This is a genomic window from Mucilaginibacter sp. UYCu711, assembly GCF_050433825.1.
Lineage (GTDB): Bacteria > Bacteroidota > Bacteroidia > Sphingobacteriales > Sphingobacteriaceae > Mucilaginibacter.
In genome coordinates, this window is sequence record NZ_JBNPWM010000002.1 from 646,541 (window position 1) to 668,890 (window position 22,350).

Genomic DNA, 22,350 nt, shown 5'->3' on the forward strand with positions numbered 1-22,350 from the left:
ATCCAAAAGATCCCAGGTAAAATAATGAATAAAGCAGTTAGGTCCAGGTCATTGCTAAACGCGCTAAAAGAATCCTTTCAGGTCTTAAAAAATCGGATATTCTCTCTATTATACTTTGCTGAGTCCATTAGTTTACTGGGCGACGCTTTTACCTGGGTTGGATTGGCTTTATTATCCTATCAGTTTGGTAAAGAAAAATCAGCTGTTATTTTAGCGACAGCACTAACCCTGCGGGTTACTGCCTTTATTATCTTTTCGCCCTTCGCGGGCGTTTTGGCTGACCGAATGAGTCGAAAAATTATTCTATACGTGACTCACTTTATCCGAATGGCGATTGTTGCGTGTTTGCCTTTTGTCGATCAGGAGTGGCAGATCTATGTGCTCGTTTTTTTACTTAACATATTTAATGCCTTTTTTACGCCTACCTATCGCGCAGTTATACCGCAAGTGGTAGATCATGCTAATTACAGGCAGGCAGTAGGTTTGTCTACAGCAACGTTTCAGATCTTAGGCGTATTGGGGCCCGGTTTAGCGGGAATACTTGCGGTGTGGTTTGGCGCAAGAGATATCTTTTTTATTGATGCCGCTTCGTTCGTTATCGCCGCCATCCTGATATTGATGCTTCCGGCAGCCAAATTACAGCACGCGGTACAGAAAAATGAAAAGACATTTACCGCCTGGCATGACGCTATTAAAGGGGTAAGGCTATTATTTAAAAATCCACTGATCCGCTTTGCATTGTTCATAGAATTTGTTTCAGCGATTGCGGGAGCTCAAATATTGGTGAACACCATAGGCCATATTAAAAGCGGCTTACATTTAGACGATAAGCATTACGGCTGGGTGATGTCGGCATTTGGGATCGGTGCCAGTATAGCAGCATTTGTGGCCGGCAGTTTAGATAAAACCAAATCACGCAGGTTATCATTGATCATTGGCGCGACGGTGTTGGCGATCACCATTTCCATCACCAATTTTGTCGGTTACCCGGGTATGCTGATATTATGGCTTTTTGCGGGCTTAGGTCAAAGCCTTGCGGAAATGCCTTCGGAAACCCTGATCGGTGAAAATATTGCTGAAAATGAACAGGGCAAGGTTTATGGATCGCACTTTGCCTTTTCGCACCTTTGGTGGGCCGTCGCTTATCCTATAGCGGGCTTTATGGGCAGCCATTATCCGGGCGAGGATTTTTTATATGGAGGGGTCGTCGCATTCTTCCTTTTGGGAATTGCTTTGTTATTTACTAAAAGAGCAAAAAAAATCATAAGTCTTTAAATGCTTCTGTTTGTTACGCAATAGGAACACTACTTTTTCCACAACCCGTTTACGCGTGTAGTCCTAATTAGCTGGCCGCGGCCTTGTGTAGCTTCAATATCCTTTTATTATAAACACTGATAATTGATCTATTTATCTTTTATTTAATGCGAGCTAATAAATCCCTGTTTCAATTAAGGTAAACTCCTGATTATCTTTGCCTGGCGTACTTCTATCTGCATATAATCGTTTAAGGTTAATATTGTAACTTTCCAAAACTTATATTTTCATACAATGAGAAAACCGTACCTATTACTATTATCATTCATGATGATACTGACCTTAAGTTCTTTATCGGATAACAAGAATTCAATCGGTCAGGGACAGCAACCACAGGTTAGTGTTGATAATAAAGGAACTATAAGAGTTGTATTTGGATCAGGTGATCAGATCTTTTGCGCCACGTCCACCGACCATGGTGTTTCTTTCGGAAAGCCGGTATTGGTTGCTAATGTTCCCGATATGCACCTGGGCATGTCCCGGGGGCCGCAATTAGCCAGTTCTAAAAACTATTCGGTGATCTCGGCAATAGATAAAAGCGGAGCAATACACTGGTTTCGACTGAACCGTGGGGCAGGTCAATGGAAAAAAATGGGTGTGATCAATGATCGTTCAGGTTCAGCCCCCGAAGGGTTAATGAGCATCGCCGCAGACTGACAGGATCACTTTTATGCAGTTTGGCTCGATATTCGGACCGGCAAGCAGAACCAGATCTATTTTGCGTCCTTGTCCGGTAAAGCCCTCAGCTGGTCTAAAAACAGAATGATCTATCAGTCGCCTGATCAGCATGTATGTGAATGCTGCAAACCCAGTATTGCCGTAAATGGTTCTTCGGTCGCTATCATGTTCCGGAACTGGTTAAACGGTTCGCGTGATTTATATGTAACCCGTTCGTCAGACAATGGACTGACCTTTGCAGCAGCACAAAAGACGGGTATAGATACCTGGAAAGTGAATGGCTGCCCGATGGATGGCGGTGGCCTGCGGATCAGCCCGGCAAACGCGGTGCAGACGGTATGGCAGCGAAAGGGAAATATCTATTATGCTACTTCGAATAAACCGGAAACCTATCTGGCCAAAGGAAGAACCTGCAGTATTTCAGGCAGTGGAACTAATCCGTTGATCACTTACCAGAATAGGGACACCCTTAATATGATCGCGTTCCCTCAAAAAACACCAAGGATGGTCGGAACAGGCGGATATCTAAAAGCTGTGCCTGTTAACTCAGCCGCCAACCTTTTCGTTTGGGAACAAAACAACCAAATCAAATACCGCCGGATGTGATGGTTTGATTAAACTTTACGGAAGTAAGCATGATTATATTGATTGCCCCAAAGGCAAACGATCTTTTCTGGCTTATCCGCGAAAAATTCATCGTAAGCTAATTTTACGCCAGGATTAATATCAAGGCCTTCCACGCCGGTTGCCGAATCAAAATAGTCCATCATGATACAAATCGAATTTTTTGACATCCGGGGATAGATACTTTCAAAGCAATGCAACATTACCGCCTTGTGTTCGAGTTTATCGCCGCCAAAACCGCAGTCAATGTGCACAAATGCAATTTCTTTGGGCAGTTCATTTGGCAGGGTCGTTGCAAAGTCCCCCTTATGTACAATAGGCTGTTTTAATTTGGCCTTACTAAAATTGGCTTTCAGTTCTTCTTCAACGCTTCCTTTAACCTTAAACGATGCGAAAAAGCTGTCGTAAAGATGCAGTTGCTTATCAGAGGCATTCAGCTCGATCACCTTTTCAAAAATAAGTGCGCATTGGCCGGTGAAACACCCTAATTCAACAACATCGCCAGGTACACCGTTGAAAATGACCGAATCCAGTAAATGATAATAATTGATCCTTTGCTCAGCGGTGTTCATATCAATATTGGTATCCAGCTGCTTTACCTGATAACCGGTTTGCATGAACCGTAACCCTTTATTTACAAACTCAATTAATGCGGAGCGCTTTTTTTCGTTTACGGCGTAAGGTTTTTTAACAAGGAAATAATTGTCCATCTGCTTGAATTAAATAGTGTGTTTAGACATTAGTTGATACTATAAACCAATATTCAATAATAAGGAAATTTGCCTTAAATCTTCTTGAAATAACGGTATTCTATAAATCTCAAACAGAATCCTGTAAAGCAGGGCTGTATTCATGGCGTAAATTTGTATTGTAAAAATAAATCATGCAACCAGATACACAAACGCTTACTTTCCCGGTTACCGGCATGACCTGTGCCGCCTGTTCAGCAAGCGTTGAATCGATGATCAGCGCACAACAAGGCGTTGAAAAGGCCGAAGTGAACTATGCCAGCCAGTCAGTTAAAGTAGCTTTTCATCCCCAGATCATAAAGCCTTCCGACTTTCAAAAAGCGGTTCAGTCTATAGGCTACGACCTTATTTTAGATATCGACAACGGTAAAGCTTTGCAGGAAGAAGTGCAGCAAAACCATTATCAGCAATTAAAAACTAAATTGACCTGGTCAGCTATGCTGACCATTCCGGTAGTCATGATCGGTATGTTCTTCATGGACCTGCCGTATGCCAACTATATCATGCTCGCATTAACTGCCCCGGTATTATTTCTTTTTGGCCGGAACTTTTTTGTTGGTGCCTGGAAGCAGGCGCGTCACGGCAGGGCAAATATGGATACCCTTGTGGCACTCTCTACGGGGATCGCTTTTTTATTTAGTGTTTTCAACACCCTGTACCCTCAATTCTGGCATAGCCGAGGACTGCACCCGCATGTCTACTATGAAGCCGCAGCCGTCGTGATTGTCTTTATTCTGCTCGGCAAATTATTAGAAGAACGGGCAAAATCCAATACTTCCTCTGCTATCAGGAAGCTGATCGGGCTACAGCCTAAAACCGTCCTTTTGATTACACCTAACGGTGAGATAGAAACTCCAATTGCTGATGTTCAGATCGGCGATCAGATCTTAGTGCGTTCAGGTGAAAAGATACCTGTCGATGGGTTGCTTTACGATGGCCATTCGTTTGTGGACGAAAGCATGATCTCGGGCGAACCCGTTGCGGTTGAAAAGAAAGCCGGGGACCAGGTATATGCGGGTACGATCAATCAAAAAGGGAGTTTCCGTTTCACAGCGCAAAAAGTTGGGGGAGCAACGATGTTGGCGCAGATCATTCAATTGGTGCAGGATGCGCAAGGCTCTAAAGCACCGGTACAAAAATTGGTGGACAAAATTGCAGGCATATTTGTGCCCATTGTGATCGGAATTGCGCTGGTAACTTTAGTGATCTGGCTCTTTTTTGGCGGTCAATATGCTTGTACACAAGGGTTACTGGCGATGGTTACGGTGCTGGTGATTGCTTGCCCATGCGCGTTAGGACTGGCTACGCCGACGGCGCTGATGGTAGGTATCGGCAAGGGTGCTGAAAACGGTATCCTGATTAAAGATGCAGAAGCACTGGAACAAGGGCATAAAGTAAATGCGATTATCCTGGACAAAACGGGCACACTCACCGAAGGAAATCCGGTAGTGACAGACCTGATCTGGACGAGCGATCTAACAGAAATAGAAAACAACAAGTCCATATTCAGGGAAATAGAAAAGCAATCTGAACATCCTTTAGCGGGTGCCATCGTCGAATATCTGCAAAAAGAAAAAAGCAGCTTTGTACAGATCACCGGCTTTGAAAGCCTAACCGGCCGGGGCGTTAAAGCACAATATCAGGGCGGAAACTACCAGGCAGGCAGTCATAAGCTGGTTGAAGAAAGCGGAATGATTATCCCGGCTGATCTGCAATCACGCATCGAAGGCTTGTTGTCACAGGCCAAGACGGTGATATACTTTGGCGATGACAGGCAAGTACGGGCTATTGCAGCTATTGCAGACCGAATAAAAAATGGGTCTACTAAGGCCGTTGCAGCATTGAAAAATCAGGGTATTGCGGTTTATATGCTAACCGGAGATAACCAGGTTACGGCTGCGGCTGTTGCTAAAGAAGCGGGCATTGACCATTACCAGGCAGATGTTTTACCATCCGGGAAAGCCGACTTTGTCAAAGCTTTGCAGGCACAGGGAAAAATCGTTGCCATGATCGGCGATGGCATCAATGATAGTCAGGCGCTGGCACAAGCAGATGTTTCTATTGCGATGGGAAAAGGTTCTGATATCGCCATGGATGTGGCCGGAATAACTTTAGTTTCTTCAGACCTCATGCAGGTGCCAAAAGCGTTGCGGCTGTCCAGGCTAACGGTACAAACCATCCGGCAAAACTTGTTCTGGGCCTTTATCTATAACCTCATAGGCATTCCGCTTGCAGCGGGTATCTTATATCCGGTGAACGGTTTTCTATTAAACCCGATGATCGCAGGCGCGGCAATGGCGTTAAGTTCTGTTTCGGTGGTGAGCAACAGCTTGCGGCTAAAATGGGCAAAACTCAATTAATTTATAAACAAACAATAAATCATAAACATGGAAACTTTAAAATTCAAAACCAATATCAAATGTGGCGGATGTATCGCAGCGGTTACACCAACCCTAAATACACTTGATGGCGTAGCTAAATGGAACGTAGATACTGCTAACCCGGACAAGATACTAACTGTAGAGTCCGGTGACGGACTAACATCAGATGAGGTGATCGGTGCTTTAAAGATCAAAGGATATCATGCTGAAAAAATTTAATCGTAATATTGTTTAAATAAACAGATGATACTGCACATCAAAAATATGGTTTGTGACCGCTGCATTATGGTGGTCAGGCAACAGCTACAAAATATTGGGCTGGACGTTGGCGAGGTTAACTTAGGTGCCGCTACTGTTCAGCCCGAACCGGACGCTGACCAATTGAGCCTGATCGCATCGCAGCTTAAATTGTTAGGCTTTGAATTACTGGACAACGAGAAGGATCAAATGGTCGAACGTATTAAAAGCTTGGTCATTGAAAAAGTACACCATAGTGACCTGGCCGATTCCCATTTGAATTTTTCGCAGTATATATCGGACGGCCTTAATAAGGACTATGCTTACCTCAGCCGTATGTTCTCTGATGCGGAAGACACAACGATTGAAAAATTCATTATCCAGCAAAAGATAGAAAAAGTAAAGGAACTGCTGGAATATGGACAGTTAAACTTAAACGAGATTACCTGGAAAATGGGGTACAGCAGCAGTGCACATCTATCTGCCCAGTTCAAGGCGGTGACCGGTTTAACACCCAGCCAGTTTAAGGCTTCTGAAAAAATGAACAGAAAAGCGATTGACAAAATTTAAGCTACACGGAAACAAACGCATTGGGCTTCCGGTTTAATAATAAAGCTTTAACCATGGAAAAGGGAAATTACAGAACATTTGTATTGATGCTGGCCTTGTCGTTTATCATCATGTATGGCGTGATGTTTTTAAATGTTGACCAAGCTGATCATATTTATTTAAGCATGACACGACTTTACATGACGTTAATGATGGTAGCGTCAATGGCATTGTTAATGTTAGCGATGATGCGCATGATGTATAAAAATCGAAAACTAAATTTGGTCATTATTTTATCAAGTATGGCAGTTTTCATTCTTTCACTTGTCGGCGTCAGAACGCAAACGCTGGTGGGCGATGTGCAGTACATGAAGGGAATGATCCCGCACCATTCTATCGCTATAATGACCAGCAAAAATGCTAATATCAAAGATCCGGAAGTCAGAAAGCTCGCAGATGGTATTATTAAAACCCAGGAGAAAGAGATCGCCGAGATGAAAGCAATTTTAGTCAGGATGAAGTAACAATGTTCGACAGCACCGTTGAACATTGTTTTTATACCATCAATTGTTTTTTTATTATCCCGATCATCCGCAATATTTTTTGATAAATATATATTATCTTTAGATCTTTAGTCAGCGTGCTTACATGAAGAGAATTTGTGCCTTAATCATGACATCCTTTTACTTGTTGCTTTCAACAGGTGGATACGCTTGTCTGCTTCATTGCACCACCGATTATCTTGCTACCCAACTGGAAAATAAGCAGGAAGCTCATGTTATAAGTAAGGACCATCCGCACGACGAAAGTGAAAGTGATGAAGACTGCGCGACAGGTGATTGTAACTGCTGCTATCATCATGGCACCTATGTAGTGAAGGAAAACGCAAAAATTACCACCCATTTTATTTTTTCATCAACAGATTTAGCCATTGTTCTTTTTCATACGGAGGGCTTTTCCTATATACCCTTAAAGATCACCACCAACGTTAGTTGGCCAAGATCCACCGGGCCACCTTTCCCACGCAGCCGCCCTCTTTATATTTCCAACAGGACTCTTCTTATCTGATTTAATTTGCTGCAAATCTGCGGCTCTGGAATGCTATTCCCATATCGCTCATGCGATGAGCATTTCTAATATCACCATTTCCCGTATTATCTTATTAGCCAATTTTGAATATAAATGTTCAATCGGATTAGCGATGCTATATAGCTCCGCCATCTGATCTGGACATAGTTATATCAAATTATTTAAATGTCTGTAAGATAATACTTTGCATATAAATCAAGTATAAAGTTTATCCTAATCTCACATTACATGAGCAACTATTTTATTACTCGTCCACCTTTTGGAAAATTAAAAGGAAAGTCATCACTTATAGCTTTCGCCAATAAAGTACTTAGATATATGAAAACCGGTTACACGGTAAGTCCTGTTGACACCATCGTTGATATGAACACCATTGAACAGCGAATTAACTATTATCATCTATTAGACAACGTGTTGAGCGCTGAAATAACAGGGGATGTCATAGAACTCGGCACTTTTACAGGGCAATGCGCCATGTTGTTCCAAAAGGTACTTGAACAAAATCAATCCGGTAAAGCGCTTCACCTTTATGACACTTTCGAATCGAAATACACCATAAAAGGAAGCGTAGAAGAACAACTTATTCAGAACTTTAAAAGTGCAGGACTGTCACTGCCGATTTTACACAAAGGGTTATTCGAGGATACGATACCCGGCCAGTTACCATCACAGATTTCATTTGTACATATTGACTGTGGTTTTGGTGGCGATCCGCAGCAACATAAAAGCGTTATAACCTATTGCCTTGAAGCAGTATATCCCAGAATGCAAAAAGGTGCAGTTTGCATTTTAATGGATTATTATGATGAAGCCGTTAATGAAGCCGGTTTTGATGCCCATCCCGGAGTTAAAATGGCTTGCGATGAATTTTTAAAAGATAAACCCGAAGTAATAAGTTGTTTATACGGCAATCAATATTATCATGGATTTTTCAGAAAAAAGTGATGGTAACCGCCCGCAATTTTAACGCGCCAAATTTCTTAATTCAAGAAACGGGTGTCGCTTACTTTTTTATTATAACAGCCCTTATATAATTTTAATGTAGGGGTCACTTCTTCAGACAATAAAAATCTTACAGCAATGAAAGAGGATATTATTTATAGCATCCAAAATGAGTTTGGTGCAAAAAGAACAATTAAGATTGTTCCGGAGACAGAACCAAAAAAGAGTTCGGGTATCTGTATAACCGGTGTTTTTCACTTATTCCATATAATTTTGAAAGGCGCAATTTCCCCACCTGCTAATATGGATATGGACGCGTATATGTGTTTTGCAGGTAGTGTCTACTTTCTCAATGAAAGTTTTCACGAATGGCATTACGACGGTAAGACTTTCGAAGAAGCAGAAGTCAAGCAAGTAGTTAAAATCATTGAAAAAGATATAAAAGAGTGGTTTAACCAAGGCGATATTCCTCCTAACTTTCTCGAATAACAATGGAATCTGATAATTGAACTATAACTGAGCTACAAATGACAGATAATTCTATTACTACGCTATCTGTAATATCTTGCTACAGTTATTACCGGTGCCAGTAACCGTTAATTCTGATGTAAAAAAGAGCAATATGGTATAGGGCTTTATACGAACTGGTTTATTTTGATCAAATTGATAAAGCTTGTTTGAACTTGGCTAATTTAGGAGTCTGTTTGATGCAGATATACATATTTTTTATTCATGAGTGAACATTTACAATCCATCATCACACAATACAAAAACGATCAGGAATCAGTTTATAACACCTGGTTCATCAATAACGAAGAACGGTTAAAAGCATTTCGCTCTATCCGTAGGGGAGTGTTACAAGTTATCGATGATATTAAGACCAAACGATTTGGGAACGATTTTAAAGGAACATCACTTGAATTTGTTTTAAGTTGTATTACAGAGCAAAAACAGGTTTTTGAAGGGGCATCGCATCCTTTTTATTGGAAACCCAAATTACGGATACCTGATATTTATGAGAACCAGACTAACAAGATAGCCTTCGGCCAATTTTTAGAGAACTGTATCAACGCAAAAAATGAAGAACAGCTCATTAGGGAAATTGAAAAACTGGATGCTTTAAAGATTAAAGGTTTGGGGCCTGCTGTGGCCAGTATCCTTTATTTTTTACATCCAACTTTGATGCCTCCATTTAATACGGCGATCATCAATGGGTTTAATTATCTTTTCAAAGACAAAAAGAAATTGGGGAGTTGGAGCGAATACCTCAAGATTAGGGAAGTTATCATGGATATGAACCGCAAGCATTGCAATGAATTGTCTTTAGACACGGGTGCATTCGCAGGCTTGTTATTCGAGGTCGGCACACAAAAGTTGTTGTTAGGTAAAGATGAATACCTTTCGGAAACGGAACGGACAAGGCTTGAAAAGTTGATTGCAAAGCGGCATAAAGACAAACGGGTCGAAACGGAGGACGAACATTTGCATAATGAAATGCAGTACCATTTATTGAAGATTGGCCATTCCCTTGGATATGATGTGATCGCGGCTTCCAATGACCGTTCTAAATCATGGAGTGGCAATAAGTTTACTTTTATTTCTCTGGCAGACTTTCCGGACCTGGCATTGGAAAAAGAAGTATTGAATACCGTTAAATTAATAGATGTGCTATGGTTTGAAAAGGGAACGGCTAAAGTCATCGCTGCTTTTGAGGTGGAAAAGAGTACCAGCATCTATTCCGGTATTTTAAGGCTGACAGATCTAAGTTGCAGCGTGAACAACAAAGAAGAGGTTTTATACCTCGTGGTTCCGGACCAGCGGGAGAAAGATGTGATCATGCAGCTGTCGCGTCCGTCAATCAGGCAAGGAAATATGCAAATGAAGTATATATGCTTTAGCGATCTGCGGCAACACTGTGATGCCTTATGTAAATTTGGTGATGATCATACCATCATGCAAAAGATAGCCCGTACAGTCGTTTAATAACTTGTCGCAATAGGATATAAATATAAAACGTAATTATATAAAACAATTTAAAAGCCTGTTGTTTAACTTTGTATTGAAGATGAAAAGTAAAGCGCTTTTATTATTATTCATATTCCTGCTAAACACCGTTACCGGGTTTGCTTGCGCTATACGTATGTCTATTCATGAAGAGGAGGAAACTACAGAACACCATGATACAAGTGCTGAAGTTACCGATCATCACCACAATGGCGATGAAGCTACCGAACATCATCATGAACATCGCAAATTATTCCAGCCTTTGGTTCATGGAGAACCATTATTGAATCAAACCGCTATCTCTAATAACGATCCATGTTGTCAGGGAGCAGTTAATACGTTTAATACCTTAGCAAAAGTCACTCCCCAGTCAAGTCAAATTATTTTACTGGCACCCTTTACTTATATTCTTGCTTATTATCAATTCTCTTTAAAGCCGGTTTCGGTTACCCTGATCAATCGACTCATGCCGGTTGACGGACGACGACGGCCTCCCACATACCCTATCCGCATCGCGCTGCAAAGCTTTCAGATTTGATTAATTAATAGATCACCAGAACTGTATGGCTCTGCCATATTCCAATTTTTCTATTACATTATTAATTAATTCAGATCATGAAAAAGATATTTTTATTAGTTGTCCTGATGGCAACTGTTTCTACCCAACTACTTTTTGCGCAGGATACCAAGTCAACTTCGCTTACACCTTTATTGGCATCTTATTACGATATCAAAGATGCTTTGATCAAATCAAACACTGCCGACGCGGCCATTCATGCCGGAGCGTTTTTAAAAGCGGTTAACAGCGTGGATATGAAATCGCTGCCCGCAGCGGATATGTCCACTTTTATGGCCGCACAAGAAAAGTTGGCGTTCGATGCCAGGCATATTTCCGAGAGTAAGGATATCGCCCATCAGCGAGAGCATTTCGCTAATTTTTCAGCTAACTTTTTTAAACTGGCTAAAGCTGTAAAATTAACCGATAAGCCTGTTTATTATGCTTATTGCCCAATGAAAAAGAGCTATTGGTTATCTTCTGAGGACGCGATCAAAAACCCTTACTATGGTAGCCAAATGCTTACTTGCGGTAAGGTTACCGAAACCCTGAACAAATAAATTAACTAAGTATTTCTTAATAACTTGATCACCCTGTGCTTTCATTTGCACATGGTGGTCAATAATTTATAATCATACCATGAAAAATCTAATCATTGTTTCATTGATCAGCCTGGCTTCATTTTCAATGATCGCCTGTAATAACACGAATAAATCAGCTGCTAACAGCACAAAGGATACGACCGCTTCAACAAATGCTGCCCCGGCCGACACCAAATCAACTACTGCAAAAGGAGGCGTTGATCCCAAAACTACTGCTTTTGTAAAGGAAATGGTCGGAAACTATTTACAACTAAAAAACGCACTGACCAAAGATAATAGCAGCGATGCGGCTACTGCTGGAAAAGCGCTGTCAACCGGTTTTGCAAAACTTGATCAATCGGTATTAACACCAACGCAAAAGAAATCCTTTACTGACATCGCCGATGATGCGAAAGAAATGGCCGAGCATATCGGGATGAGTGGCGGTAAGCTACCCCATCAGCGGGAGCATTTTGATATGTTAAGCAAGGATATGGTTGACCTGGTTAAACTATTTGGGGCAGACCAACCTTTGTTTGTAGATCATTGCCCGATGTATAATGATAAAAAGGGAGCCATCTGGCTGAGTGAAACTAAGGAAATCAAAAACCCTTATATGGGTTCAGGTATGTCATCGTGTGGTACCATCCAGGAAGAATTAAAATAGCGGTTATGAAACGTGTGATCAAGATTTCGCTGATTGTAATAGTTGCGCTATTTATCATTATCCAATTCATCCCCCGAGATCACAATGAAAGCGAAGCTATGGCAGCAAATGATATAAGCAAAGTATATGCGGTTCCGGTAAACGTTGGTGCCATTCTTAAAAGGTCATGTTATGACTGCCATAGCAATCATACCGAATATCCGCTTTATTCCTGGCTCCAGCCAATCAGGTTAATGATGGATAGGCATGTCAGCAAGGGAAAGGAAGAACTGAATTTTAATGCGTTTGGCACCTATTCATCCAGGAAAAAAAGTAGTAAATTAAGGGCTATCGGTGAAAGTTTAGAAGAAGGCTCGATGCCATTATCTTCCTATACGCTCATTCACAGGAATGCCATTCTTTCAACAAAAGATAAAGCGACACTCATGAATTGGGTTAAACAGAACAGCGATAGCCCTATACTAAAAAATTAAAGATGAAAAAAATACTATTTGTGGCGATGATGCTTTGCTTAAAGCAGGTCGTGTTTGCTCAAAGCGATATGCAAAATATGGCTGGTATGCAAAAACAACAGCCGGTTACCTATACCTGTCCCATGCACCCGGAGATCCATGCGGCCAAGCCGGGTAATTGCCCTAAATGCGGCATGAAACTGGTGAAAGAAAAACCTAAAGCAACGGCGAAAAAGGCGGCAGGGATTCCGGCGAAAGTACCCGTAAAGAAAGCGAATGATATGGGTGGTATGAAGATGGGTGGTATGCAAATGGCCAAAGATACCGGTAAAAAAGCAGGTGATATGGCCGGAATGAAGATGGACGGCATGAATATGAACGATGCCGGTGAAATGGCCACTGATATGAAAACCGCAAAAGCAAAGTTAGGGCCGATCAAAACACTGGTCAATAATGTGCCGCCACGTACTGTTCGTTATGACCTGTATATTGCAGATACTATCGTCAACTATGCAGGTAAGCCCAAAAGGGCAATTGCGGTGAATGGTAGCATTCCCATGCCGACCCTAACCTTTACGGAAGGCGATACTGCCGAAATATATGTACATAATAAACTAAAAGAAGAAACATCCCTGCACTGGCATGGGCTTTATTTACCCAACCGTTATGACGGCGTTCCTAATCTCACACAGATGCCGATCATGCCGGGCGAAACGCATCTATATAAATTCCCGATCAAGCAGCATGGCACCCACTGGTACCATAGCCATACCGGACTGCAGGAACAAATCGGCATGTACGGTGCCTTTATCATGAATAAGCGGAAAGAGTGGAATATTCCAACCTTACCGGTGGTTTTAAGCGAATGGACAAACATGAACCCCAAAGAGGTTGACCGCAGTTTACATGCAGCATCCGATTGGTTCGCGATACAAAAAGGCACTACGCAAAGTTATTGGGAGGCGATCAGATCCGGTCATTTTAAAACCAAAGTAGCAAATGAGTGGAAGCGCATGAACGCGATGGATGTGAGCGATGTCTACTACGATAAATTTCTGATCAACGGAAAAGATCAAAATGAGCAGCCCCAATACAAAGCCGGTGATAAAGTAAGGCTGCGTATAGCCAATGGCGGTGCTACTTCCTACTTCTGGCTGAAATATGCCGGTGGTAAAGTTATTGTGGTAGCTTCTGATGGTAATGACGTCGAGCCGGTTGAAGTGGACAGACTGATCATCGCACCATCTGAAACCTATGATGTAGTAGTTACTATTCCGGAAAGTAAAAGCTATGAATTTTTGATTACACCTGAAGACCGCACCAAATCAGCTTCGCTTTGGTTGGGCAAAGGGCAAAAGGTCTACGCAGAAAAAATGCCGAAACTGAAATACTTTGCCGGGATGAAGATGATGAACGACATGATGGACATGAACGGTAACATGGTACAAATGGAGGGCATGAAAATGCAAAATCAAACCATGGACATGAATACCGTAATGTATCCTGAAATAACCGGCACGGATAAACCACAGGCGGAAGATAAAAAAGACGCTATGCCGGGTATGCAGATGCCGAATGATAAAAGCATGGCAGGTATGAATATGGCAGCGGACAATTCAGACATTGTAACGCTCAATTATGGGATGCTTCGTGACCCGCATAACACAACCTTACCAAAAGGCCCGATGACGGAACTTAAATTCGACCTTACCGGAAACATGAACCGTTACGTTTGGACAATGGATAATAAAACCGTGTCTGAATCGGATAGGATATTGATCAAAAAAGGTGAAAATCTAAGGATCATCCTATACAATAACAGTATGATGCGCCACCCGATGCACCTGCATGGGCACGATTTCAGGATAATTAATGGTCAGGGTGAAAATGCGCCGATGAAAAATGTGGTGGATATTATGCCCATGGAACGGGATACGATAGAGTTTAACGCGTCTGAACCTGGCGGCGATTGGTTCTTTCATTGCCATATTTTATACCACATGATGAGTGGTATGGGCAGAATATTCAGTTATGAAAACTCACCGCCTAACCCGGAAATACCTGATGCTAAGCTTGCGCGAAAGATGTTAAACATGGACGACCAGATGCCGCATTTCATGGGCAAACTTGGATTGGAAAGTAACGGAAGCGATGCCCAATTTATGCTCTCCAACACCCGCTGGAAAGCCAGTACGATGTGGCATTTAGGTACCGATGCTACGATGGGTTATGAAAGTGAAACAATGGTCGGCCGTTATATCGGTCGTAACCAGTGGTTATATCCTTATATCGGCTTTGACTATCATTACAAAAAGTTCAATCCGAACGAAAAAAACATCTTTGGCAGCGACTATAAAAATCTGTTCGGTCAGGTGAGCAATAAGGATAACCGGCATACGGTGGTAGCCGGTGTGGCCTATACGTTGCCCATGCTTTTTGTTGCGGATGCACGAATTGACGGTGATGGCAAACTGCGCTTCCAGTTAGGACGGGACGACATACCGCTTTCGAGCCGTTTACGCTTCAATATCATGGTGAATACTGATAAAGAGTATGCAGCTGGATTAAGATATATCGTTACTAAGTATTTCTCCTTGTCAACGCATTACGATAGTGATATGGGCTTGGGTGGCGGATTAACTTTAACTTATTAAACCTTAAAAGCTATGAAAAAGCAACACGATCATGATGCTATGGGAATGGATAAAAAAACCGGTGGTAAGCAGGCTGAAAATAAAGCGGAAGCTATGCCCATGGATCACAGTAAAATGCACAACGGTCATGATCCGCACATGGGAATGTCGGAGCATGACCACCATGCGATGATGGTCGCTGATTTTAAAAAGCGGTTTTATGTGGTGCTGATATTGACCATTCCTATTATGTTGCTATCGACCATGATACAGCACTTTATGGGTGTTAACTGGCAGTTTACCGGGTCTTCCTATATTTTGTTTGTTTTATCCTCTATCGTATTTATTTATGGTGGCTGGCCTTTTCTTACGGGTTTGGTAGCTGAAGTAAAGGCGAAGAATCCCGGCATGATGTTTCTTATCGGCTTTGCTATTACCGTTGCTTACAGTTATAGCGTGGCTATTGTATTCGGTTTGAAAGGGATGGATTTCTTTTGGGAACTGGCTACCCTTATTTTGATCATGCTGTTAGGTCACTGGATAGAAATGAAGTCTGTAATGGGCGCATCAAACGAACTGGAATTATTGGTTCAGCTCATGCCAGCCGAAGCGCACATGGTCATGCCGGATATGGTGCATGATGTAAAAACAGATACGCTAAAAGAAAAGGATATCATCCTTATCAAGCCCGGAGAAAAAGTTGCAGCAGACGGGATCATACTGGAGGGTGAAAGTTACCTGAATGAATCCATGCTGACCGGTGAATCCAAGCCGGTATTAAAAGCAAAGGGCGATAAAGTGATCGCCGGTTCTATCAACGGAAACGGCTCTTTTAAGGTAACCGTATCCCACGCGGCCAAAGATTCCTATTTGTCGCAGGTGGTTAAATTGGTGGACGATGCACAAAAATCAAAATCTCAAACACAGTTGTTAGCAGATACCGCCGCAAAATGGCTAACCGTTATCGCGTTGGTTACGGGAATCGGCACATTCTTGTATTGGTATTTAACAGGCCAGACCTTAGCATTCGCGATGGAAAGAATGGTAACGGTGATCGTTATTTGCTGCCCCCATGCTTTAGGTTTAGCAGTACCACTTGTCGTAGCAAAATCAACTGCCTTATCTGCTAAACATGGCTTGCTCATTAAGAACCGAACCGCTTTTGAGAATGCCAGGAAAATTACCACCATTGTATTCGATAAAACGGGTACGCTTACGGTAGGAAAGTTTGAAGTGTCAAAGGTGGTTTCCCTTAATAAGGACTTTAAGGAAGATGAGTTGATCCGTTTGTCGTCAGCGCTGGAGCAAAAGTCTGAACATCCCATTGCTACCGGCATCCTGCAAAAAGTAAAAGAACTGAAACTAACGATCCCCCAAGCCGAAAATTTTAAGGCGATTACCGGACAGGGCGTTGAAGCGACCGTAGAGGGCAAAAAGCTATTGGTGGTTAGCCCTGGTTATTTGAAGGAGAATAACTTAGCCATACCGGATGGTTTTACCGCAAATGATACTGAAACGGTGGTCTTCGTATTGATCGATCAAAAACTGGCAGGATACATCGCCTTATCAGATGAGATACGCCCGGAATCGGCGGAAGCTATTAAAATATTAAGGGAAGAAAATATTAAATCCATTTTGCTAACAGGCGATAATAGCAAAGTAGCGGCCAGCGTAAGTAAAACTTTAGGTATGGATAGCTTCATAGCAGAGGTATTGCCGCATCAAAAGCTGGAAAAGATCAAGGAACTACAAAGTAAAGGCGAGTTTGTAGCGATGACAGGGGATGGTGTAAATGATGCTCCTGCACTGGCCCAGGCAGATATTGGGATAGCGGTGGGTTCCGGAAGTGATATTGCGGCAGAAACCGCCGGAATAGTTTTAGTCAATAGTAACCCTAAAGATATTGTTAGCCTGGTTTTATTTGGCAAAGCGACTTACCGTAAGATGATACAAAACCTGATCTGGGCAACAGGTTACAATGTAATTGCTTTACCATTGGCCGCCGGTGTGCTTTATAATCAGGGTATTGTACTAAGCCCGGCCGCAGGTGCCGTGCTAATGACCGTTAGCACCGTTGTTGTTGCGATCAATGCCAGCTTGTTAAAAGTAAAAGCTTAGTACAATTGGATATAAATTTTAATCGGAATTATATAAAATGATCAGCAAGAGTAGCTTCTATATTTACGGCAGAGTATTTAAGCGATCTATGTCGCAATATTTCCAACGATAAACGTTTTAATAAGTTCATGAGATCCATAGCTATTTTTCTTATCCTGAATATTTTGCTGTTATCCTCCATGACGGGTATGGCGAATATTCATCATGTAAAAGCGGATTACTGTGTAGCAAAAATGCACAAGGATTGCTGTAGACACCAAAAGCAAGAAACAAAGGATGATTGTGCCAAAGGCAATTGCAATGCCATGTTGTCTTGCGGACCATGTGGTTTTATCGTAACTACCCCGATTCCCTATTTACCTGCGGTTATGGATCTTTATCAGCAAGCTGCCTACCCTTTTAAAACAGGTGCATTATCAGATTATCACGATAACGGCTGGAACCCTCCGAAAGCTTAATAATTCAATTTGTATCGCGGGCAGTCTATGACCGTATTATTCAATTAATTATTAATCTTTAAATTCAAGATCATGAAAAAGTTTCTTTTCATCACTATGGTGATGTTATTATCCGCTATATCAATCACTTTTGCCAACACTCCATGTTGCAATAGTAAAATGAACCACTGTACAACCTGTGCAAAAAGCTGCGGGCCAAACTGTAAGGATTATTGCAGTAAGACCTGTAAGGCTTCAGGAGAATGTACGACTAAATGTAAGTTGTAATATAACAAGCCGCCTCTTTTAGGGGCGGCTTTACAACAACATTGCCCTGTAGCACGTATAATTTTATTATCTTCGATTTGTGAAACGTACCACGCTCATCTTATTAATTGCTGTTTATCTTATATCCTGTGTGGGTATTGGGGTTAACCGTTTTTATTGCTGTGGTAAACTGGCATCTGTTACCTTTACGTATGCTATGCAAGATAATAGCCCAAAGGAACCCGGTACAAAGGATAATTGCTGCAAACATGAAAAACTAAGTTTCAAAGTAAAGGACAGCCATTTTACCGTAGTTGCTGCTGCTTTGGATCACCCGGCACCCGCGCTGATCCCGTCATTAGTAATGCCGTACCCTTCACCGGCTTTAACTTATTTGCAAACGAAGATAATGTATAACGGTAATGCTCCCCCCGGACATTCCGATACACCTGCTTACACCTTAAACTGTACTTACAGGATCTGATCCTGAGCTTTGCTATAGCCCTGCATTTCTGCATCCGGCTATACCTCCCTTGTAATCCATCTTAATTTATAATTCACGCACAGGCGCTGCCTGTGTTATTATCCATTCTCAATTTCAAAATCATGAAAAAAGTAACCCTGATGGCTATCGCCATACTGTTGTCTGCCGCGACCCTGTTCGCTGCCGACACCCACAATGGTAAAATGTCCGCCGACTCCAGTAAAAAAGCAAAACCTGCAAAAGTAAAATACACCTGTACCATGCATCCGGAAGTATTAAGCGACAAGCCGGGCAAATGCTCGAAATGTGGTATGACACTGGTTAAAAAGACCGATGGCAAAAAGAAACCCGCAGAAAAAATGAAGATGTAATTTCATTCAGCCCCTGTCTGTCAGTTGGCGGACAGGGGCTGATTAAAGCAATTAAGATGATTAATCAACTTATTTCCCTGTCCTTAAAAAACAGGTATATCGTTCTGCTGATCGCAGTTGCCCTTTTCGGATGGGGAGCCTACGCGGTAAAGGAGAACCCGATCGATGCCATACCCGACCTTTCGGATAACCAAGTGATTGTTTTTACCGAATGGCAAGGGCGCAGTCCGCAGATCATGGAAGACCAGGTCACTTACCCGTTGGTGAGTAATTTGCAGGGCATCCCCAAAGTAAAAGCCATCCGGGCTACTTCCATGTTCGGAATGAGCTTTGTTTACATTGTTTTTGAAGATAAAGCCGATGTGTATTGGGCACGTAGCCGGGTATTGGAACGCCTGAACTACGCACAGCGTTTATTACCACAAGGCATCACGCCAACATTAGGCCCTGATGGTACGGGTGTCGGGCATATCTTATGGTACACGCTGGATGCGAAAGGGATAGACCTCGGTGAACAACGTGCCTTACAGGACTGGTATGTGAAACTGGGCTTACAGACCGTTCCTGGGGTAAGTGAAGTTGCTTCTTTCGGCGGTTTTGAAAAACAATACCAGGTCAGCATTGATCCCCATAAACTTAACTATTATAACATCCCCTTATCGCAGGTACTCAAAGCGGTAAAAAGTAATAACAACGATGTTGGCGGCCGCAAGTTTGAAATGAACGGGACCGGTTATATCGTTCGCGGATTGGGTTATATTAAAACGCAATCCGACGTTGAAAACATCAGTGTGGGCGTTATCAAAACTGTCCCCGTCAGGATAAAAGATATTGCCACTGTTCAAATGGGTGGTGATGAACGCCTGGGCATATTTGATCAGAATGGCGAAGCCGTGGGTGGCATTGTAGTGATGCGCTACGGCGAAAATGCCGATAAGGTGATCCATGCGGTCAAGAATAAAATGGCTGATATTCAAAAAGGCTTGCCACCCGGTGTTAAATTTAAGATCGCTTATGACCGCAGCGAATTGATAGAAAGCGCGGTTAACTCGGTTAAGCATACGCTGATCGAAGAAATGATCACGGTATCTATCATCGTTATACTGTTCCTGTTTAGCTGGCGTAGCGCGTTAAGCATCATTATACAGATACCCATTACCATAGCCGCCAGTTTTATTTTACTTAATGCTTTTGGCATCAGTTCCAATATCATGTCCTTAACCGGTATTGCTTTAGCAATCGGGGTGATCGTGGATAACGGCATTGTCATGGTAGAAAACTCACACCGCAATTTAGCCATTGCACAAGAAAAAGAAAAATCATGACCACAGCAGAAAGAATCAAGATCATCGAAGCATCCTGTAAACAGGTGGGCCGTGGCGTGTTCTTTTCCACGCTGATCATCGTTGCATCATTCCTGCCTGTATTTTTATTGGAAGGACAGGAAGGTAAGTTGTTCGGCCCTTTAGCCTGGACAAAAACATTTATACTGGCCATAGACGCTATTTTAGCGGTAACGCTGGCCCCCGTACTGATCTCTTTTTTCCTGAAAGGGAAATTAAGGACGGACGACCATAACCCGTTGAACCGGGGACTGGAAAAGATATACCGCCCCATACTCAACTGGTGCGTAACCTGGCGCAAAACCACTATCGGGATTAATATTATAGCATTGCTCATTAGTATCCCGCTTTTATTAAGCCTCGGCAGCGAATTTATGCCACCATTGGATGAAGGCACGATCTTGTTCATGCCGGTTACGTAGCCGGATGTATCCAATGCAGAAGCTAAGCAATTGCTGCAGGTACAGGACAGGATCATTAAAAGCGTCCCCGAGGTCGCGAACGTGTTGGGCAAAGCAGGTCGGGCGAATACCGCTACTGATAATTCGCCGATCAGCATGACAGAAACCATTATTTTGTTGAAGCCAAAAGACCAATGGCGCAAGGGTATCAAAAAGGAAGATATTATCAACGAACTGAATGCCAAGCTTCAAATTCCAGGCGTAGTAAACGGCTGGACACAGCCCATCATTAACCGCATCAATATGCTATCCACAGGTATCCGTACCGATGTGGGGCTTAAAGTTTATGGCCAAAATTTAGATACCATCAGCGCCCTTTCCAATCAAATGAAACGTGCCTTACAGGGGGTTGGCGGAATAAAAGATATGTACGTAGATCCGATAACCGGTGGCAAATACGTGGATATACAGGTGAACAAAGATGCCATCGGTAGGTATGGTTAAAGTGTAGATGATGTAAACGAAGTTGTGGAAAGCGCCTTAGGTGGCATGAATTTAACAACTACCATAGAGGGCAGGCAGCGTTTCAGCGTAAATGTGCGGCTGGCGCAGGATTACCGAAGCAACCTTGAAGCGATCAAACGAACGCTGGTACAAACACCATCTTACGGGCCTGTGCCATTGTCAGCCGTTGCGGATATAAAGATCAGTGATGGCCCGGCCATGATACAATCTGAAAATGCCTTGTTACGCGGCACCGTTTTATTTAATGTCCGTGACCGTGACCTAGGCAGTACGGTACAGGAAGCACAGGAAAGGTTGAACACGATGGTCAAAACCTTGCCGAAAGGCTACTTCATTGAATGGAGCGGCCAATACGAAAATCTGATTCGGGCAGAACATACGTTGAAGCTGATCTTACCCGTGGTACTCCTCATCATCTTTGCCTGTCTGTACTTTGCTTTTCATTCGATAAGGGAGGCATTTTTCAGCCTGATCTCTATTCCTTTTGCTTTGATCGGCGGGGCTTATATGGTGTATTTCTTCGGGGTGCATTTATCGGTAGCCGTAGCAGTTGGCTTTATCGCGCTTTTTGGGATCGCGGTGGAAACGGGTATTGTAATGGTTATTTACCTGAATGATGCCATGCAGCAACTGGTCGCTCTAAAAGGAAATTCAAAGGAAACCATAACCCGTGAAGACCTTCGCTTCTATGTAATGAACGGGGCTGTAAAACGATTGCGCCCCAAATTGATGACGGTTTGCGTAGCCCTGTTTGGTTTAGTGCCGGTGCTTTGGGCAACCGGTACGGGCAGCGATGTAATGCTGCCGATTGTACTGCCGATGATTGGCGGCGTATTAACGTCTTCCACCCATATTTTACTGGTTACCCCGCTCATCTTTTTGATGGTGAAAGAATATGAACTCAAAAAACATGGCAAGCTGGAAGTATTGGACGTAAAGGAATAATGA

At 42.6% G+C, this 22,350-nt stretch carries 22 protein-coding genes and 1 pseudogene; 22 read left to right on the forward strand and 1 reads right to left on the reverse strand.

Features of this window, described 5'->3' with window-relative positions; translation table 11 throughout:
* Positions 1–24: 24 nt before the first annotated feature.
* From ABIB50_RS06950 to ABIB50_RS06960, 3 genes are all read left to right on the forward strand, one after another.
* Complete coding sequence (locus ABIB50_RS06950; protein WP_429378391.1) at positions 25–1,275, forward strand: MFS transporter; 1,251 nt, start codon at positions 25–27, stop codon at positions 1,273–1,275.
* Positions 1,276–1,548: 273 nt separating this feature from the next.
* Positions 1,549–1,971: a hypothetical protein gene (locus ABIB50_RS06955; protein ID WP_429378392.1), complete on the forward strand. Its 423-nt coding sequence runs from the start codon at positions 1,549–1,551 to the stop codon at positions 1,969–1,971.
* A gap of 105 nt (positions 1,972–2,076) precedes the next feature.
* Positions 2,077–2,598 (forward strand): hypothetical protein, encoded by a 522-nt coding sequence (locus ABIB50_RS06960; RefSeq protein ID WP_429378394.1) that lies wholly within the window; start codon positions 2,077–2,079, stop codon positions 2,596–2,598.
* A gap of 8 nt (positions 2,599–2,606) precedes the next feature.
* On the opposite strand, the gene ABIB50_RS06965 is transcribed toward ABIB50_RS06960, so the two are convergent.
* Positions 2,607–3,326, reverse strand: a complete 720-nt coding sequence (locus tag ABIB50_RS06965; RefSeq protein WP_429378395.1) for a TylF/MycF/NovP-related O-methyltransferase — start codon at positions 3,324–3,326, stop codon at positions 2,607–2,609.
* A gap of 173 nt (positions 3,327–3,499) precedes the next feature.
* On the opposite strand from ABIB50_RS06965, the gene ABIB50_RS06970 reads away from it, so the two are divergent.
* From ABIB50_RS06970 to ABIB50_RS07060, 19 genes and pseudogenes are all read left to right on the forward strand, one after another.
* A complete protein-coding gene (locus ABIB50_RS06970) occupies positions 3,500–5,725 on the forward strand; it encodes a heavy metal translocating P-type ATPase (protein ID WP_429378397.1) in 2,226 nt (741 codons plus the stop codon).
* Positions 5,726–5,752: 27 nt separating this feature from the next.
* Positions 5,753–5,965, forward strand: coding sequence for a heavy-metal-associated domain-containing protein (locus ABIB50_RS06975; protein WP_429378399.1), 213 nt, complete (start codon positions 5,753–5,755; stop codon positions 5,963–5,965).
* A gap of 24 nt (positions 5,966–5,989) precedes the next feature.
* Positions 5,990–6,553 carry a helix-turn-helix domain-containing protein gene (locus tag ABIB50_RS06980; protein WP_429378401.1) on the forward strand — a complete coding sequence of 188 codons (564 nt, stop codon included), beginning with the start codon at positions 5,990–5,992 and terminating at the stop codon, positions 6,551–6,553.
* Between the two features lie 53 nt (positions 6,554–6,606).
* Positions 6,607–7,056: a DUF305 domain-containing protein gene (locus ABIB50_RS06985; protein WP_429378403.1), complete on the forward strand. Its 450-nt coding sequence runs from the start codon at positions 6,607–6,609 to the stop codon at positions 7,054–7,056.
* Between the two features lie 124 nt (positions 7,057–7,180).
* Complete coding sequence (locus tag ABIB50_RS06990) at positions 7,181–7,600, forward strand: hypothetical protein (RefSeq protein WP_429378404.1); 420 nt, start codon at positions 7,181–7,183, stop codon at positions 7,598–7,600.
* Between the two features lie 249 nt (positions 7,601–7,849).
* Positions 7,850–8,566 carry a TylF/MycF/NovP-related O-methyltransferase gene (locus tag ABIB50_RS06995; protein ID WP_128535700.1) on the forward strand — a complete coding sequence of 239 codons (717 nt, stop codon included), beginning with the start codon at positions 7,850–7,852 and terminating at the stop codon, positions 8,564–8,566.
* A gap of 135 nt (positions 8,567–8,701) precedes the next feature.
* Positions 8,702–9,052 (forward strand): hypothetical protein, encoded by a 351-nt coding sequence (locus ABIB50_RS07000; RefSeq protein WP_128535701.1) that lies wholly within the window; start codon positions 8,702–8,704, stop codon positions 9,050–9,052.
* A gap of 243 nt (positions 9,053–9,295) precedes the next feature.
* Positions 9,296–10,546 (forward strand): hypothetical protein, encoded by a 1,251-nt coding sequence (locus ABIB50_RS07005; RefSeq protein ID WP_429378406.1) that lies wholly within the window; start codon positions 9,296–9,298, stop codon positions 10,544–10,546.
* A gap of 82 nt (positions 10,547–10,628) precedes the next feature.
* The gene (locus tag ABIB50_RS07010) at positions 10,629–11,105 is read left to right on the forward strand and encodes a hypothetical protein (protein ID WP_429378408.1); all 477 of its coding nucleotides are present in this window, start codon (positions 10,629–10,631) and stop codon (positions 11,103–11,105) included.
* A 77-nt stretch (positions 11,106–11,182) separates the two neighbouring features.
* Positions 11,183–11,683 carry a DUF3347 domain-containing protein gene (locus ABIB50_RS07015; RefSeq protein WP_429378410.1) on the forward strand — a complete coding sequence of 167 codons (501 nt, stop codon included), beginning with the start codon at positions 11,183–11,185 and terminating at the stop codon, positions 11,681–11,683.
* Positions 11,684–11,762: 79 nt separating this feature from the next.
* Complete coding sequence (locus ABIB50_RS07020) at positions 11,763–12,371, forward strand: DUF3347 domain-containing protein (protein ID WP_429378412.1); 609 nt, start codon at positions 11,763–11,765, stop codon at positions 12,369–12,371.
* 5 nt (positions 12,372–12,376) lie between these two features.
* The gene (locus ABIB50_RS07025) at positions 12,377–12,844 is read left to right on the forward strand and encodes a heme-binding domain-containing protein (protein ID WP_429378414.1); all 468 of its coding nucleotides are present in this window, start codon (positions 12,377–12,379) and stop codon (positions 12,842–12,844) included.
* Between the two features lie 2 nt (positions 12,845–12,846).
* Positions 12,847–15,477, forward strand: a complete 2,631-nt coding sequence (locus ABIB50_RS07030; RefSeq protein WP_429378416.1) for a multicopper oxidase domain-containing protein — start codon at positions 12,847–12,849, stop codon at positions 15,475–15,477.
* Between the two features lie 12 nt (positions 15,478–15,489).
* The gene (locus tag ABIB50_RS07035; protein ID WP_429378418.1) at positions 15,490–17,574 is read left to right on the forward strand and encodes a copper-translocating P-type ATPase; all 2,085 of its coding nucleotides are present in this window, start codon (positions 15,490–15,492) and stop codon (positions 17,572–17,574) included.
* A gap of 128 nt (positions 17,575–17,702) precedes the next feature.
* Positions 17,703–18,032, forward strand: coding sequence for a hypothetical protein (locus ABIB50_RS07040; RefSeq protein ID WP_429378420.1), 330 nt, complete (start codon positions 17,703–17,705; stop codon positions 18,030–18,032).
* Between the two features lie 346 nt (positions 18,033–18,378).
* Complete coding sequence (locus ABIB50_RS07045; RefSeq protein WP_429378422.1) at positions 18,379–18,762, forward strand: HYC_CC_PP family protein; 384 nt, start codon at positions 18,379–18,381, stop codon at positions 18,760–18,762.
* A 122-nt stretch (positions 18,763–18,884) separates the two neighbouring features.
* Positions 18,885–19,133: a heavy metal-binding domain-containing protein gene (locus ABIB50_RS07050; protein ID WP_429378424.1), complete on the forward strand. Its 249-nt coding sequence runs from the start codon at positions 18,885–18,887 to the stop codon at positions 19,131–19,133.
* Positions 19,134–19,189: 56 nt separating this feature from the next.
* Positions 19,190–20,458, forward strand: coding sequence for an efflux RND transporter permease subunit (locus ABIB50_RS07055; RefSeq protein WP_429378426.1), 1,269 nt, complete (start codon positions 19,190–19,192; stop codon positions 20,456–20,458).
* Positions 20,455–22,347, forward strand: a pseudogene (locus tag ABIB50_RS07060) (efflux RND transporter permease subunit). Before ABIB50_RS07055 ends, ABIB50_RS07060 begins: the two are co-directional and overlap by 4 nt.
* The last annotated feature ends 3 nt before the right edge of the window (positions 22,348–22,350 follow it).